This window comes from Nostoc cycadae WK-1, from assembly GCF_002897135.1.
GTDB lineage: Bacteria > Cyanobacteriota > Cyanobacteriia > Cyanobacteriales > Nostocaceae > Nostoc_B.
The window spans coordinates 105,611-121,390 of sequence record NZ_DF978425.1 but is presented as its reverse complement, the minus strand read 5'-3'; the positions used below and the strand labels follow the sequence as shown (position 1 = coordinate 121,390).

At 40.3% G+C, this 15,780-nt stretch carries 14 protein-coding genes; 8 read left to right on the top strand and 6 right to left on the bottom strand.

The features are described 5' to 3' along the window. The 3 genes from NCWK1_RS29465 to NCWK1_RS08655 all read right to left on the bottom strand — a co-directional run. The coding region (locus NCWK1_RS29465; protein WP_281259101.1) for a calcium-binding protein at positions 1–478 on the bottom strand (478 nt) is incomplete at its 3' end. A 555-nt stretch (positions 479–1,033) separates the two neighbouring features. Beyond that, on the bottom strand, positions 1,034–2,215 hold the full coding sequence (locus NCWK1_RS08660; RefSeq protein WP_103124431.1) for an aldo/keto reductase: 1,182 nt from the start codon (positions 2,213–2,215) through the stop codon (positions 1,034–1,036). 282 nt (positions 2,216–2,497) lie between these two features. Beyond that, positions 2,498–3,703, bottom strand: a complete 1,206-nt coding sequence (locus NCWK1_RS08655; RefSeq protein ID WP_103124430.1) for a glutathione S-transferase family protein — start codon at positions 3,701–3,703, stop codon at positions 2,498–2,500. Positions 3,704–3,883: 180 nt separating this feature from the next. Here NCWK1_RS08655 and NCWK1_RS08650 point away from each other — a divergent pair, with 180 nt between their 5' ends. Further along, on the top strand, positions 3,884–4,117 hold the full coding sequence (locus NCWK1_RS08650; protein WP_096579544.1) for an EF-hand domain-containing protein: 234 nt from the start codon (positions 3,884–3,886) through the stop codon (positions 4,115–4,117). A 118-nt stretch (positions 4,118–4,235) separates the two neighbouring features. Here the strand turns inward: NCWK1_RS08650 and NCWK1_RS08645 are convergent, their stop codons facing one another. Continuing rightward, positions 4,236–5,720 (bottom strand): acyl-CoA synthetase, encoded by a 1,485-nt coding sequence (locus NCWK1_RS08645; RefSeq protein WP_103124429.1) that lies wholly within the window; start codon positions 5,718–5,720, stop codon positions 4,236–4,238. A 441-nt stretch (positions 5,721–6,161) separates the two neighbouring features. On the opposite strand from NCWK1_RS08645, the gene NCWK1_RS08640 reads away from it, so the two are divergent. The 6 genes from NCWK1_RS08640 to NCWK1_RS08615 all read left to right on the top strand — a co-directional run bounded on the left by NCWK1_RS08640 (position 6,162) and on the right by NCWK1_RS08615 (position 13,277). Beyond that, complete coding sequence (locus NCWK1_RS08640) at positions 6,162–6,788, top strand: hypothetical protein (protein WP_146033963.1); 627 nt, start codon at positions 6,162–6,164, stop codon at positions 6,786–6,788. 143 nt (positions 6,789–6,931) lie between these two features. Beyond that, positions 6,932–8,980, top strand: coding sequence for a phospholipase C (locus tag NCWK1_RS08635; protein ID WP_146033962.1), 2,049 nt, complete (start codon positions 6,932–6,934; stop codon positions 8,978–8,980). A gap of 125 nt (positions 8,981–9,105) precedes the next feature. After that, complete coding sequence (locus NCWK1_RS08630; RefSeq protein WP_096579535.1) at positions 9,106–10,083, top strand: type 2 periplasmic-binding domain-containing protein; 978 nt, start codon at positions 9,106–9,108, stop codon at positions 10,081–10,083. 382 nt (positions 10,084–10,465) lie between these two features. Continuing rightward, positions 10,466–11,464, top strand: a complete 999-nt coding sequence (locus NCWK1_RS08625; RefSeq protein WP_096579533.1) for an RNA polymerase sigma factor, RpoD/SigA family — start codon at positions 10,466–10,468, stop codon at positions 11,462–11,464. A gap of 359 nt (positions 11,465–11,823) precedes the next feature. After that, positions 11,824–12,303 (top strand): hypothetical protein, encoded by a 480-nt coding sequence (locus NCWK1_RS08620; protein ID WP_103124426.1) that lies wholly within the window; start codon positions 11,824–11,826, stop codon positions 12,301–12,303. A 179-nt stretch (positions 12,304–12,482) separates the two neighbouring features. After that, positions 12,483–13,277 carry a GH25 family lysozyme gene (locus tag NCWK1_RS08615; RefSeq protein WP_103124425.1) on the top strand — a complete coding sequence of 265 codons (795 nt, stop codon included), beginning with the start codon at positions 12,483–12,485 and terminating at the stop codon, positions 13,275–13,277. Between the two features lie 178 nt (positions 13,278–13,455). Here the strand turns inward: NCWK1_RS08615 and NCWK1_RS08610 are convergent, their stop codons facing one another. Continuing rightward, positions 13,456–13,809, bottom strand: a complete 354-nt coding sequence (locus tag NCWK1_RS08610) for a hypothetical protein (RefSeq protein WP_096579531.1) — start codon at positions 13,807–13,809, stop codon at positions 13,456–13,458. A 368-nt stretch (positions 13,810–14,177) separates the two neighbouring features. Between NCWK1_RS08610 and cdf31 the strand changes: the two genes are divergently transcribed. Next, positions 14,178–15,068: a CDF family zinc efflux transporter Cdf31 gene (gene cdf31 / locus NCWK1_RS08605; RefSeq protein WP_096579529.1), complete on the top strand. Its 891-nt coding sequence runs from the start codon at positions 14,178–14,180 to the stop codon at positions 15,066–15,068. A gap of 63 nt (positions 15,069–15,131) precedes the next feature. On the opposite strand, the gene NCWK1_RS08600 is transcribed toward cdf31, so the two are convergent. Then, positions 15,132–15,539 carry a response regulator gene (locus NCWK1_RS08600; protein WP_103124424.1) on the bottom strand — a complete coding sequence of 136 codons (408 nt, stop codon included), beginning with the start codon at positions 15,537–15,539 and terminating at the stop codon, positions 15,132–15,134. Between the last annotated feature and the right edge of the window lie 241 nt (positions 15,540–15,780).

Here is a 15,780-nt window from a genome sequence, read left to right as displayed (position 1 = left end):
CATCCACAAGAGTATCAATTCCTGTACCACCATCGACTGTATCTGCTCCGGCTCCTTTGGTAATTAAATCGTCACCTGCACCACCGTTGAGTACATCATTACCTGCGCCACCATTGAGTACATCATTGCCTGCACCACCATTGAGGATGTCGTTAAATACTCCACCAAGCAGTTCGTCGTTACCACTACCAGTGGTGATGTTGAACTGCTCAATATTGCTGTAGAAGGTGCGATTGCCTGTGGTGATATAGGAATTACCCAATCTACTGACGTTGGTTCCTAAACTGGAGTAATCAATGACGACTGTATCAATGCCAATGCCACCATCCACTTCGTCTGCGGTTCCTAATCCCGCATCTAGGATGTCATCTCCGGCTCCACCATTAAGTTGATCGTTGCCTCCAAGTCCTCTAATAGTATCGTTGTCTGGAGTTCCTGGAAGTATATTATTACCATTGTCACCTGTAATAATTGCCATAAATCTACGCAGCCTCAGAAGTATATTAAAAAAAGTTTGACAGCACCGATCTTTTTTCTTGTGTCAAGCAATCAACTAATTAATTTAATTTTTGATGTCTAAATTAATGAGCTTTTTAAACATGAGACAGTAAGCCTAATTTAGCTCTTACTTATGCTAAATTAAGCATTTGTATGCTTGACAAAAAACGTTTTAACGCTTGAGTATCTTATCCTTAATATCGGAAAATTTTCAAGTACTTTTGATGATGCTATTAATACATTGCTCAGAGAAAAATCAATGTTTTATTTTATAAAAAAAGAAAAAATAAATTTAATGTAGTGGCTTTCCAGTGTGTCAGTCACAACAAATAAGGAATTAAGAACTGATTAAAAAACATTTAAAATGTAGGGTGCGTCATTTTCTGACATGACTAAGGTTCTTAAACTGACGCACTCTACTAGGCGCAATTTTAGGATAATTTAGTTTTTGGTGTTACTTTAACTGCCAGTAGAAGAGGATGGACGCAGATAAACTCAGATCATTAGTACTTCAGCAAATTATGAAACGCCATATCTATTGTTGCGATAGTCGTTTCACTTCCTCTCCGCCCAACATTTCATGGGCTTTCGCCAAAATATGAGGAATTTTATCGGCGTGGGGACTTCGGCTAAGACATTGGCGTAAATCTACTTTGTTGAGTTTATCTGCTTTGTTCCCAGGAAACCAATGACTAGCGTTACCCATGAGGTTGTAACGGGTTTTGGCGTAGTCTACTAAATCGTAAGCATTAGCTAAATTCCATAACCACAAAATCATGGGAATATTTATCTCGCCAGGGGTGTGTTCCCATCTTGGTAAGTTGAGATGCCAAGTTTTTACCCAATCTTCCCCTAAAATGGCGATCGCTTCTGCTTCTAATCTCGCCAAAATCGGGGGCAAAATTTCTGATGAGTCATCTAATAATGCTAATGTCTTCAAGTGTTCATCAAAATCTTGGGGTTTAGCTGCACCTAAACTCAGGGTATGCACCTGAGAATGACTCAGACAAAACAAATCATTAAACACCATTGGACTCCAAGGCGCACAAAGATTCACTAATTTTTGTGGTGGTTTATAAAGCTGTCCGCCTTTATCTGAAGGGCTAATAATAAATACACCCATATCACGTTTATTGGCAGCTGCAATTGCTGGCCAATTAGTTTGATTAATGTAATACCAATGGAGATTTACATAATCAAATTGATTAGTATTAATTGCCTGAACAATTAAATCTGTAGCCCCGTGGGTAGAAAAGCCAATAAATCTAACTTTGCCCTCGGCTTGTAATTGTTTGGCTACATCTAAACAACCACCAGGACGAATGCTATATTCCAGAGATTCAGCATGATTAATGCCATGCAAACTAAACAAGTCTACATAATCTAACTGGAGATTTCGCAGCGATTGTTCAAATGTCTGCCGGAATTCTTTGGCATCAGCAACGGGTGAAACTTTAGTTTGGACAATCAATTTTTCCCGTGGAAATGTTGGCAAGATTTTTCCCAATTGCATTTCCGAGCTACCATAACCACGGGCAGTTTCAATATGATTAATTCCAACTTCAACGGATCTATGAATGGTTGCTTCGAGGTTTTTCTGGTTGTCTGCGGGAATTTCTGACCAAGCAGCATCTTGCCATTTGAACTGATATCTCATGCCGCCGCAAGAAAACAGCGGCATCTGTAATTCTGTGCGTCCAAATCGTCTGTATAGCATTAGTGGATTGTGGATTTTTGGTATCAAGTCTCAGTCAAGCGATCGCTATATCTATATTTTTTCAAGTCCTGACACTGGTAACATCCATCGAGCCATAAAATTAGTCAGGTGTTTGGTTGTCAGATAGCGAAGTTTTTCAGTCCCAAAAGACTAATTACCACATCCTGCCCGCTACTAGCAAGTAACTTCAGCAACTATACACCAGAATTTAACCCAATATATCTCAAGGATTTGTTCGTCTAAAAAAGTCGGCGAACCAGCAGTTATATATTGATTTTAATCCTACTTTCTGACAAAGTTAGACGGGTCTTGATCTCGTCGATGCTGAGTGGGAATGGGGTCTGGCTGTCCATCACCAGCAAGGGCTGCGGTTTTCTCCAGGGATTCCCTCAATCGCTTGGCTGCATAAATAGACATATCCCTGGGGACATTAATGCGATCGCGCAAATATCGTAGACCGATATCAGATCCCAATGGAGGTATACACTCTTCATCGGTCATCATGTGTGTTAAAGCACAACGTAGGGCTTGATCAAACAATTGATTATCTAAGGGGTTAACTCTGATAATATTGACGCGATGCTCAATAGTTCGTTGGAGAGCTTCCATACGCGAGTTTTCCGGCTCTGGATAAGTCACATCTGGTAGCCCGAACCAGGGGCCGTTATCTACCCGCGCTTTATTGATAAGCATCTGGGGTTCGCCATTTTCCCAACAGCCCCCCATCTGGGGCGGTAAATCATGTGCGTGGGTGTGAAAGTCACTCTGGGTACCACGGTAAGTTGGTCGGCTTTCCATTGCCGCAAACCATGCACTTAAGCGAGGGTTTTCCTCTCGCAGAGAATAACCTTTGTAGTAGTAAAGGCTTGCATTCATCCGTTCGAGATATGGCGTAAAAATGACATCGACGATGCCGAACCTATCGAGAAAATAAGGACTTTGGGTGCAACCTAAAGCCTCCTCGACCTTAGCCACCACTCCAATAAATTGTTCTCGGTTGCGTTTTTCTTGTTGAGAGGAAATTGCTGGATAACACAGCCAAGCGCACCAGGCTCTAAATAAAAGTCGTTCTAATTGACGTAGAGGAAGCACCGTGCGGTCTTCCATCCCTTGGCTCAATGGCTCAAAAACCTTTTCCAAAGCGATCAAAATGTCATCGCTTTCCTTAATAATTTTTCCATCTAGCTCGATCGCTGGTAGCATTCCTGATGGTACCTTACGTTTGTACCAACTTTCTTTCTCTCCATAGCAAAACATGGTTACTTTTTCGATGCGATAGGGGATCTGCTTTTCCTCTAGCCATAACCAAACTTTTTGACAGTAAGGACACCAGGCGTGGTTATCGCGGTACAGCGTTACCCGCACATCAGATTCGGGTTTGCCAAACAAGCGCAACCGAGCTTTAGCATTGGTCAGACCATTAACGGTATCTATTTGATAGTCGGTGAGAGTTTCTAGTTCTTGCCAGCTTAAAGGTGCGGTAGTCATAGGTTATGTTGCGTAGGCACAATTATGTAATCTTATACTGCGAGGTTAATAGAACGGGTAGAACAGGCAATAGAATATTTCACTAATTTAAGCCCCAGCGATACATGTTTCTACTTCTCTGGATATAAGTTTGTTTAATTTGAAAATATTAAAGTAAAAGATTAATTCAGATAAAAACTTATGGCAACCGAGCAAGAGCTTCAATCTCTTTTTAATACCTTAGATCGCGATCAAGACGGCAAAATCTCCATTAATGAGCTTTTTTTAAGTCCTGGTTTAAGTGCAGTCATCTCATCAGAAACAAACACCAGTAGCCCCCAAGAGTTACTAGTACAGTATGATTCCGACGAAGACGGTAGTATTACTTTTGAAGAGTTAAAGAAAGCAGTTAAGAAAGCAAGTAATTTAACCTAGTACTCAAAAAGCCCATACCCAAAATCCCTCTTACGTATGGGTTAAGAGGGATTTCCCTATAGTCCTCTAAAGTTTCACGTTTTCCAGCCTGCCACAATCTTTAGTAAGGCTTTAAAGATTAACGCAAAAGCTCAACCACCTTTGGCTTAGTCACTTTCCCCATCGCATTGCGTGGTAGTTCCTCAACTAGCAAAATTTTAGTTGGGACTTTATAAACTGCTAACTGCTCTTTTGCCCAACTCCTCAAAGATTCTAATGTCAACTGACGTTGTGGATGCAATACTAACGCCGCACAAACTCTCTCACCCCACTCAGTATCAGCAACTCCCACCACTGCACATTCTTGAATATCTGGATGGTTTCTTAGCACTTCTTCAATTTCTAAAGCGGAAACTTTATAGCCACCAGTTTTGATAATATCTACACTCATCCGGCCGAGAATGCGGTAGTTACCGTTCTCAACTACAGCAAGATCACCTGTACAAAACCAACCATCTTGAAAGGTTTTGGCTGTTGCTTGGGGGTTTTGCCAATATTCTAAAAATACACCAGGACTTTTGACTTGAATTTCTCCTGGTGTTCCTGGTGGGACTAACTCTCCATTTTCATCAACTAATCTCACTTCGACTTGCGGTAAAGGCTGACCAACATAACCTGAATGACGTTGACCATGTAAAGGATTTGATAACGCCATACCAATTTCCGTCATTCCATAGCGTTCTAGAAGAAAATGACCGCTAATTTTTTGCCATTTTTCTAAAACTTGCACTGGTAAAGCGGCGGAACCAGAAACCATCAGGCGCATTTTTGCACAACCTGCTGTCATGGTTTGTTGGCGTTCACTAGAGGCGTTTTCCCAAGCTGCGATTAGTTTTACATAAATTGTCGGGACTGCCATAAATAAAGTTAAATCACCATTGCAAATTCGATTCCACACAACTTCAGCATCAAATTTGCTCAACATGTAACATTCTGCACCAGCCCACAAAGCACAAGTCAGTACATTAATAATGCCATGTATGTGATGCAAGGGAAGTACGTGTAAAATGCGATCGCTTGATGTCCATTCCCAAGCTGTGATTAAGCTAGTAACTTGCGCTTGAATATTGTGGTGGGTTGTCACCACACCCTTTGGTTTACCTGTTGTACCGCTAGTGTAGAGAATTAATGCCCGTCTAGTCATATCTATTTCTGGAAGCCGAGCAATATAATTTGGCAGTGCGTCGGAGGTGAGGATAAATCGCAAATTGTGTTCTGTGGCGATCGGGCGTAATATATCCTCAAACTGCGGATGAGCAATAATCATCGATGCGCCGCAATTTTTTATGACATACTCTAATTCTGGTCGCGGATGGACAATACAAAGAGGTACAGCTACTCCGCCAGCACGCCAAATTCCCCACTGAGTCGCTACATACTCAAACCCAGCAGGGATAAGAAAAGCAACTCGTTGTTCTGATAAATCTTCCACATTCTGCAAAAGACTTGTCGCTATTTGACTGGAAAAGTAAAGCAAATCCTGATAGGTAAATGCTCCTGCATCTGTAATAATCGCTGTTCTCTCGTTATGTTTTTCAGCGCGAGTAATTAAAGGGAGATTCACTTTTGTTTACCAATTTATGCTTGATTCAGTCTAATTACTGAAAGCATATAGCAATATCCAATGTTTTTTTTGACTTCTCATTAAGACAGCAGAGGTGCAGAGGAGAGGGTTTGATATTTCTGCACAGATTCTTGGAATCATAACTGATTTGCCGGATATGAGATAACTTAGCCAGCAGCGTGTAAATCAACCTGTAGTTGAAGTAAATCGATAATATTAACCATTCCATAACCTTTTCTAAACATTGCACTATTATGTTCTGTAATCATTGACCAATATCTAGTTAGTTGGATTATTTACATTCATCTAACATGGAACTTAAGCATTTTGTAGCCAATTTGTTTCAGAGATAAACATAGTTATGTATTAACATGACGCTACTTTTCCTTGCGGTAAGGCGTACTTTAAAAAACTATGGAAACAAATATGGAGAGTAAATTTATGCTGAATGCAATACCTTTGATAAGGTTATGCCAACTAACTACGACTGTAGCAGTTAGTTTTGCTATGCTTGCAGCTATTAAGATAGATTCTGCCCAGGCTTTCAGTTTAACAACATTCAAGATTTCTGGAAATTTTGCGCCTGTTGCTGATAATGCCTCAATCGGTTTACCAGTAAGTTTAGCCAATGGTTCTTTTAATGGAACTTATACAGTAGATGCGGATCAGCTACCTAGTTCGGATTTTGTGAATTTGACAAGTTGGACTATTAACTTAGTTAGCAATAATACCATTTTGCAAACATTGTCCAACACTTTAGCTGGTAATACAGCTTACATTCAAGAAAATATACTTGCTTTTGCAGATGCAGGTTTATTAACTGGTGATAACCGAAATTTGTACAGTTTGGAGTTGTATTTCAACCGCAATTTTACAGGGGTGGACAGTACTAAGAATGGAATTTTCTTAGATAATAGTGACCTGGGTAATGTTCCAAGTTTTGGTGGTAATCAAATTACTTTTGCCAAAAGCCAGCCTGTGCCTGAACCTCAAAATTTTGGCGGTATAGGAGTTGCAATAACTATGGGTTTGTGGCTAAAAAATAAACAAAAAAAGCTACAAAAGTAGCATAGTTTTGTTTTAAATCGATATTGTTTTTTGTCTTGAGAAACTTCAGGATAAATAAAGTATGGCTTAAGCAAAATATCCCGTTTCAAGCAAGAAAACGCAATTAATAATTAACGAGTGAGAAATTATCAAGGAGATGTGCTTTGAGAAGATTTAGAAAATTCTCTGTTGCTTTAACACTTTTGTTACTACCTTATCCCATCGCCACCACTATGTTGCTTGATTTGGCGATCGCCGAGCAACCAGACTCCAATGTTACAACCCAAGCAGATGTGACACCAGATGTAGCAAAATATTTAAACAATCCGGCTAAAGAACCCAAACTGCCCAATCAAATACTCACAAGGCTACTTCAGAAACGAATCAAGTACGTCTTCGTTCTCTTCAACGAAAACCACTCATTTGATAATGAGTATGGAACTTTACCGGGTGTTAACGGACTTTACTCAGACGGACAAAAGCCGCGTGAACCAGCAAAAACACCGGGTTTTATACAGACATACACAGATGTTAATGGACTGACAGTCAAAGTTCAGCCATTTCGCCTGGGGCCAGAGCAAAATTCTAGCGTTGTTGACAGCGTAGACCACTCACACACGGGATTAGCCAACAAACTCCATGTTGTGAACGGCAAACCGCAAATGGATCAGTTCGCATCTGATGAATATAATCGCTTTGCTTCTAGGGGCGGAACCGCTAACATTGCCAGAGGTAAACAATTTGCCCAACTGGTGATGTCTCACATTGACTGTGACACTATTCCTTTCTTCTGGAAATGGGCGAGTCGCTTCACTGTTTTCGACAATATCTTTGCCACGGAAGATACACCATCCACGCCAAATGCCATAGCCATCCTCGCGGGACAAGCTGGTGAAACCCAATGGGTGAAGCATGGTGCTAACGGTCAATCTTACACCGTAGGTAGTCATACTGGCACAACTCAGGGAGTACCGATAGTCAATGACCCGCAGCCCTTCTACGGCTCCCAATTTGACACAACCATTAATAACAGACAACCTGCTGGCGCGAATGAGAGCTACGCTGATAACAACATTGCGACTAACTTGACTTTTGCCAGCTTACCACTGACTTTTCAAGGGCGCACAATTCAGTCGGTCTTAGCAGGCAACAAAAATCCTTTATTTGATTTACCTGATATCCAGCAAGATATATCCTATATTCAGAAACAGCGGACTGAGCCTGTCAATTGGCGCTGGTATCAAGAAGGTTACGACCTCGAACCGACAGATACAAACGGAGTTGCTTCCCATAATGCCTATGTGAGTCATCACAACGGCGCACAGTATTTTGGTTATATCGCCAATACGCCAGAAGTGAGCAAAAATCTGCGGGGGTTGAATGACTTCTTTACCGACATAGCTAAAGATTCCCTGCCCAAAGGCGGCGTGTTCTATATTCGCGGCGGCTACAATAATCAGCAGGGACTTAAACCAGCGATTACTAACCCCAACACACCCGCAGATGAGATTGCAGCAATCAACGCAGCAAAATCAGGTGACGACGATCATCCAGGCTATACCGATCGCCAACTCAGTGAGGCAATGGCGGCTCGTGTAATTAATGCGATCGCTTCCAATCCAAAACTCTGGCAGCAAAGTGCCATCATCATTACCTATGATGAGTCAGACGGTTTTTATGACCACGTTCCACCGCGCATTCTGTCCTATGGCCCTGATGGATTACCGTTATCTCGTGGTGTCCGTGTGCCTTTAATTCTGATTTCGCCTTACGCACGCACACACGCAGTCTCCCATGTGGAGGGAGATCACAATTCTGTCATCGAGACAATCAACACTATTTTTGGATTACCCCCACTCGCCAGCTTACCTGATGAAGCACAAGCACTGGCCGCTGGCAATTCTCCCCAGTTTAACCAGTATGGGCCGCCAGGATTTCAACAGAGGTATCTTGGCCCCAGAGATATCAATTCGCCCATTACCGACAGTCTGTTGTCTGGCTTTGATCCCAAGCGTCTACTAGGTATTTCGCCCCCACTACCAGCGTCTTTTGCGAAAATTCCCGAAAGCGTCGTCAACACACTACCCCACTATGGTGGGAAAGGCTGCCAAGCAATTGGCATTACCCCAGAGGATCAGCGTCAGGGAATCGTTAACCCCATCCCCGCAGGTTTTAACCCTCTGCCAAGTACCTATCCGGCGGCGAACCATTAAGTTGAGATGAAACCCAGCCTAGAAATGGGTGTAGGGGTGTGAGGATTTAGGTAATGATATTCTTTACATCTCACATCCCTATTCTGTTACTTAGGCTTGTTTTCAACGCAGAATTAGGAGAATTTATGCGCTTTTTGTTGATATTACTGACTATGTTCGGTATTTGCTGCTCGACTTCCTCTGCTCAGGCGGGTTCTACCATTAAACGTGTCAAGGCGCACAATGTGGTTCGTTGTGGTAGCGTTGAGCGTATGGGTTTAGCGAGTGAAGTCAAGCCTGGTGTGTGGAGTGGACTGAACGTTGATGTTTGTCGGGCGATCGCCGCCGCAGTTCTCGGCTCTCCTGACCGGATTGAATATCATCAGTATGAAACAGATAAAGACTTTGATGCTGTACGTAAGCAGCAGGATGATGTGTATTTTCTCACAGGCTCAGAAATTAACGCCCAGAAACTAGCTGGCTCTATAGTACCTGGCCCGACGGTCTTTCTGGAATCAGAGGCCGTAATGGTGGCATCAACTTCAGCCGCACAACATGTCAGCGACCTTTCGGGAAACAGTATTTGTTTTATGATTGGTAGTTCCGTTGAACGCAGCCTGACAGCTTACTTTGAGACACTGCACAAAAATTGGTTGCGTCGGGCGTTTTCGGAAGATGGCGAAATGATTGATACATACAACGTGCAGAATTGTCATGCGATCGCAGGTGAAGTGACAACCCTGGCCAATATTCGCCTCGATTCCGGGGTGAACCGATTGTCTAGCCGCATCCTGCCAGAGTTTCTCAGCACCTTTCCAATCATAGCTGCCACTGGAACACAAGACGCACAATGGTCAGCGATCGTTGCGTGGACAGTGACTACTTTAATCAATGCAGATAGACCGGAAACTCGATGGTATGCAGGTGGAGTTGGAGTAATGCCGATTTTGGCACCAGAACTAGGTCTTGATCAACAATGGCAGAGACGCATTATTGCATCTATGGGCAACTATAGCAAAATCTTTGAACGTAATCTTGGTAAAGGTTCTGTACTCAAACTCGACCAGAGATTAAATGCCAACTATTTTCATGGAGGACTTCTTCTCAGTCCTTTCCTAGAGTAATTTGTTACCCGATTACGTATATGCCAAGTTTGTCTTATGTAGAAATTCTCTCTCAGAGTTCTTTAAGGATAAATAGCGCTTCTACTATATTAACTAAATCTTGATATTTTTACACAGCAATCAAAGCATATCTAAGTGTTGACTATTTAAAGACTAGAAAATACTGAGTTTATATTCAGCACTTCACTATAGACATGACTTATTCAAATCTTTGACAAATTTCTGTCACATCAAGCTCTTACCTTAAGAAAAGTTAATTCTGAAATAGACAAGCGTATTTAGTCATCGCTAGAAGAAATTGTGGCGCATACTTAACGTTTGATATTTGGAATGCAAGCCATTTTTTTCTAAATCAAGAAATTTTGCTCAAGATTAAAGAAAAATGAAATATCTATCTCATCAATCTATCGACGTAAGCGATCAAAATCGCAAATCTTTATCTAATACGGATTTGGTACGTACTTATCTCCATGAAATTGGGCGCATCCCCTTATTAGATCATGAGCAAGAAATAAATTTTGGTAAGCAAGTACAACAAATGATGAGTTTACTTACTGCCAAAGAACAATTAGCTATTCAATTAAATCGTCAACCAACACAACTAGAATTTGCTGAATATGTCAAGCTAAGTGAAGCAGAATTAGTGCAACAACTACAGCAAGGATATCAAGCCAAAAAAACGATGATTAGGGCTAATCTGCGACTTGTAGTGTCTATTGCCAAGAAATATCAAAGACGTAATTTAGATTTTCTGGACTTAATTCAAGAAGGAAGTTTGGGTTTAGAAAGAGGCGTAGAGAAGTTTGACCCTACTAGGGGTTACAAATTTTCTACTTATGCTTATTGGTGGATTCGTCAGGCAATTACAAGAGCGATCGCCGAACAAGGACGGACTATCCGCTTACCTATTCATCTTACAGAAAAACTGAACAAAATTAAGCGCACTCAACGTGAACTAGCGCAAAAATTAGGTCATACTCCTTCCACAACAGAGATTGCCGCAGAACTATCTATAGACCCTAAAGAAATTCGGGATTATTTACTCTTAGCGCGGCAGCCTTTATCTTTAGAATTACGAGTTGGCCCAGAAAGAGATACGGAATTACATGATATGTTGGAAGATGATGGGCTGTCTCCAGAATCTTATGCTGACCAAAGTTTTTTACAACAGAATATTCACGATTTATTATCAAAATTAACTCTCCAGCAGCGAGAAATATTAACGTTAAGATTTGGTTTAACAAACGAAAATACACTGTCTTTGTCTGAAATTGGTCAACGTATGGGTATTAGCCGAGAACGAGTGCGACAGTTAGAACTGCAAGCCTTAATGACCCTACGACGACACAAAGATAAAATCAGTGGCTATTTAGCCAGTTAATGGTACGGCTCAAATATTATTACTTTGAGTTTTTATCCAGCTATTAGTTTTCCCTGACTCATAGAAAAATACTTGAGCCCACTTGATGCACCCATTCTGCTTAACAAAATTTCGATATTATTAATAATTATTGCTATCAATGAATTGACACAAAACTGCCATAGAATCGCCAAAACTTTCCAGTAAATATCTAGTCTATAACCAGTGAAGAAGTAGTTTGAGGGAGTTCTAAAAAATTAAATTCCCAACAATTCATTATGGATATTAATGGTTAGGAATTTGATTCTTGTCAGTCTCTTACCTTTTGCAAACTTCTTTTGAATCTTTTGCTTAATAAATAAATTGAGGGGTTCGTTAAAATGAGTCAATTTTTTTACAGAAGTTTAACGGGGTTAGCAGGTATATCATTTTTGGTTGGTGCGGCTCAATCGGCGATCGCCTTGGTACCCAACAACGTTGCTGTTGTTATTAACAGTGGCTCAACAAATACTATTGGCTACCGCATCTATGTCTCACCTACCGGAGAAGCTAATTATGTAGATGGTAAAGGTTCTGGCAAAGGTAAACTACCAGAAAAGTTCACTAAGAAGTTTTTTCAGGATTTGAAAATTGCTGAACCATTATCCAGCTTGCCTGTAAAACCAGGTTGTGTCAAATCTACTTCTTTTGGTACAACTACAACAATAAGTCTAGGAGGAGAGCAGTCTCAAGATATTAGTTGTCCTGGTAATCAAAAAGCTCAAAAGTTAGATAGAGACATCATTGAAATTGCCAAAATCTTAAAAGTCATTAATGTTCCTAAAACACAAGGAAAACCATTACCACCACAAAACTTTTAAGTTCTAGGTATAGGGATATAGGGTGTAAGTAATCAAAACCCTTACACCCAATCCTTACAACCAATCTTTGCGCATAGGTCATCATTAGATATTTTTTTAAATTATTTGCAATTTGCATATAATTTCCCATTATTTTTGATAAGTTCACAGTTACTTTTTTTAAAGGTGAAGGAATTTTTATGCTAGGAATTGATGTAGCTGCTCAAGATGGAAGAGTTGATTGGACAGCGGTGAAAAATACTGGTAAAACCTTTGCTTTTGTAAAAGCGACAGAAGGCTCTACTGTTAAAGACTCGGCTTTTGCTCATCACTGGCAAACAATGAAAGCCGCGGGAATTATTCGTGGAGCTTATCATTTCTTTCACCCCCATACATCTGATCCAGTTGTGCAAGCTCAAGAATTTCTAGCCACTGTTGGTAAATTAGATCCGGGAGACTTACCGCCAGTATTAGATATAGAAGTGATGGATAATATCAGCAACAAAACTGTTGTAATTGATGTAGCCAAGCGATGGTTAGTACAAGTAGAAAAAGCACTTTTACAGCAAACTGGAAAAGCTATTAAACCAATTATTTACACTTACCCTGGTTTTTGGAATCAGCTTGGGAACCCTCCAGATTTTGCTGGCTATCCACTATGGATTGCACACTATGATAAACCCCAGCCGGATGTTCCTAGTACTTGGCACGGAGAATATCTCATTCATCAATATAAAGGGGATGTATCTGGTGTATCTGGTGTCAGTGGTAAAGCTGATTTAAACCGTTTTAAAGAGTTGCAAATAGGGGATTTTGGGTTACGGGTTAAACAACTACAACAGCAGTTGACGGATATTGGTTTGTATACAGATGATATTGATGGAAAATTCTCACCTGCTGTTGAGGATGCTGTAACTAGTTTCCAATCGTCTAAAGGATTGCAAGTAGATGGAATTGTGGGCATCAAAACTTGGTTATCTTTACTCTGGATTTAGAAATCGTTGGCAAAGTAGCTCTTTTGCATTGAATAACTAAGTTAATTTTGCTTGTCTTTGTTTGGTAAGAGTGTAGGGGTGAATAGGTTTTCTATTTTAATATCCTTACACCCCAATACATAGCTGAAACTCTGCTGAAATACCTAATTTTTAGTATGACTGCGAAAGTCTGATCTATTTATGCAACTTGTTCTAAATATTGGTTAATGTCTTCAATTAGCCGAGTTAGTTCGGTTTCGGTAGTTAAGCGGATGGTAACATCACGCACTGTCAACAGAACTTTGGCTGCAAAGGGAGTAGGCCAAATATTTGGATTGCAGAAAATTTCTAAAAATACCTCGCCAGTGTAACGGTATTCTAAGGGAGGTTGGGGAGTGATTTTAGCACCACCACCAGCAGGTTTAGCTGCGACAGCTTTCAGGCGCTCCATTAATTGGTCAATCGCCGCTTTTAATTCTCGTGCGGCTTGGGCTGAAAAACTGAAGGAGACAGAACCTTCAACTAAGTTCAATGTCAAAGGAGTTGAAGCCATGAGCTTGATTAAATTTTTGATACTTACCTCATGTTACCGGAAAGTTGATCTTGGCTGAGATTAAGTCTCTGTCTACAGATATTGAGTTATCCTACTCGCTGATATAAATTGACTAAAGAATTCATCTAAAAATAAAATTAATGAATATTTTTGATGAATTAATGATAAAACTAACTAATTATCAAACCTGTATTGTTCGTAATTACCAAGCTTGTAGCCATTATTAATTACAATTAATTGCAACAAGTTCTCCAAATTTTTTAAGTCAATATAGACAATAATTCTAACTAAGCGAAAAGTCGTTTTATCTGATTAACGTTTTAAGTTTTACACTTAGAAGTCATAGAACTTACTGTTAAAAAATATTTATGACTTACGATAATCGGAAGACGGTAAGAAAAGTTTTAATTATTACCCTACTGCTCAATCTGTTTGTTATGGGATTAAAAGCGGTTGTGGGTTATTGGACTGGTTCTTTAAGCCTGTTAGCGGATGCTTTGCATAGTGTGACAGATAGTGCCAATAATGTTTTAGGATTATTTGCTAGTAAGTTTTCTTCGCCACATCCTGACCGTGAACATCCTTACGGACACCAAAAATTTGAAGCAGTAGGAGCTTTAGGAATTGCGGCTTTTTTAGGTATAGCTTGCTTTGAAATTCTTCAAGGAGCAATAGAGCGCATTATTAAAGGTGGTGATCTAGTACGTATTTCACCGCCAGAGTTGTGGTTATTACTAATAGTTTTGGGGGTAAATATTTTTGTAGCGTTTTACGAACGGAAAGTAGGTCATCAAGTAGGTAGCCCAATTTTAATTGCTGATGCTATGCACACAATGAGCGATGTTTGGGTGACAATTTCGGTGATTGGCGGTTTGATAGGAGTTTGGCTTGGTTATCAATGGCTAGATATAGTGTTGGCTTTTCCTGTGGCTTTGTTAGTATTTTGGAGTGGCTGGTCAGTGTTAAAAGCTAATTTACCTTGGCTGGTGGATCAAATGGCGATCGCACCAGAAGCAATCCATGAAATCGCTACTTCTGTACCGGGAGTACTGAACTGTCATGACATTGCTTCTAGAGGTATTTTGGGTAGGCAAGTTTTTATTGAAATGCACTTAATTGTAGATGCACCAGATGTCAAAACTGCACACCGCATTACGGAAAATGTGGAAAGGCTATTGGAAGAACGCTTTCATCCTGTGAGAATTCTTATTCACGTTGAGCCGCCAGAATATCGATCTGAGCAAATTAGTTTTAATTAGTCAATGGTCAATGGTCATCTGTAACAAAACCAAATTAACTATACAACACCTGTCACCTATCTCCTAATAATTTTTACCGTTAGTCACTGAACTGGCGACAATTTCTACTAGTTCATTTGGATCAACTGGTTTAGCAACATGAGTTTGAAAACCGGCTTCTAAGGCGCGGACACGATCTTCTGTATCACCGTAGGCGGTTAAAGCAATTGCGGGGATTTGTCCACCTTGGTCTGGTTTGAGCGATCGCACTTTGCGGATGAGAGTGTACCCATCTTCCTCTGGCATTGCAATATCACATACCAAAACTTCTGGCTGTAGCTTAATCAGCGCTTCTAGTGCAGCGGCGGCTGATGCTACTGCAACAACATTGGCTCCATCTGATTCTAAAACGGTAGTGACGTAAAAGCGACTATCATCATCATCATCAACTACCAAAACATTTAAGCCAGCAAGAGGTAGAGGAGCTTCCATAAAATCTCCGTTAACTTTGAAAAATGTTGATTTTTCCAATTGAAATTGTTATTTTTCCTGAGCAACTATACTATTGACAATTTTACTGCGATCGCACTAGATTTTACATAAAAAATCCTCATTTCATCCTGTCGCATTACAATTTCCTAATTTTTACTTGCTGGCATTTTTATTTACTACCTCAATTAATTTTTGTGAATAATTACCTGCTGCAAAATAAATAATACTCTAATAAATATTA

Excerpts from the sequence above, each read along its gene's own strand:
- NCWK1_RS08660 (WP_103124431.1), bottom strand. The coding sequence starts at position 2,215 with ATGCTATACAGACGATTTGGACGCACAGAATTACAGATGCCGCTGTTT.
- NCWK1_RS08655 (WP_103124430.1), bottom strand. The coding sequence starts at position 3,703 with ATGACTACCGCACCTTTAAGCTGGCAAGAACTAGAAACTCTCACCGAC.
- NCWK1_RS08650 (WP_096579544.1), top strand. The coding sequence starts at position 3,884 with ATGGCAACCGAGCAAGAGCTTCAATCTCTTTTTAATACCTTAGATCGC.
- NCWK1_RS08640 (WP_146033963.1), top strand. The coding sequence starts at position 6,162 with ATGCTGAATGCAATACCTTTGATAAGGTTATGCCAACTAACTACGACT.
- NCWK1_RS08630 (WP_096579535.1), top strand. The coding sequence starts at position 9,106 with ATGCGCTTTTTGTTGATATTACTGACTATGTTCGGTATTTGCTGCTCG.
- NCWK1_RS08625 (WP_096579533.1), top strand. The coding sequence starts at position 10,466 with ATGAAATATCTATCTCATCAATCTATCGACGTAAGCGATCAAAATCGC.
- NCWK1_RS08620 (WP_103124426.1), top strand. The coding sequence starts at position 11,824 with ATGAGTCAATTTTTTTACAGAAGTTTAACGGGGTTAGCAGGTATATCA.
- NCWK1_RS08615 (WP_103124425.1), top strand. The coding sequence starts at position 12,483 with ATGCTAGGAATTGATGTAGCTGCTCAAGATGGAAGAGTTGATTGGACA.
- NCWK1_RS08610 (WP_096579531.1), bottom strand. The coding sequence starts at position 13,809 with ATGGCTTCAACTCCTTTGACATTGAACTTAGTTGAAGGTTCTGTCTCC.
- cdf31 (WP_096579529.1), top strand. The coding sequence starts at position 14,178 with ATGACTTACGATAATCGGAAGACGGTAAGAAAAGTTTTAATTATTACC.
- NCWK1_RS08600 (WP_103124424.1), bottom strand. The coding sequence starts at position 15,539 with ATGGAAGCTCCTCTACCTCTTGCTGGCTTAAATGTTTTGGTAGTTGAT.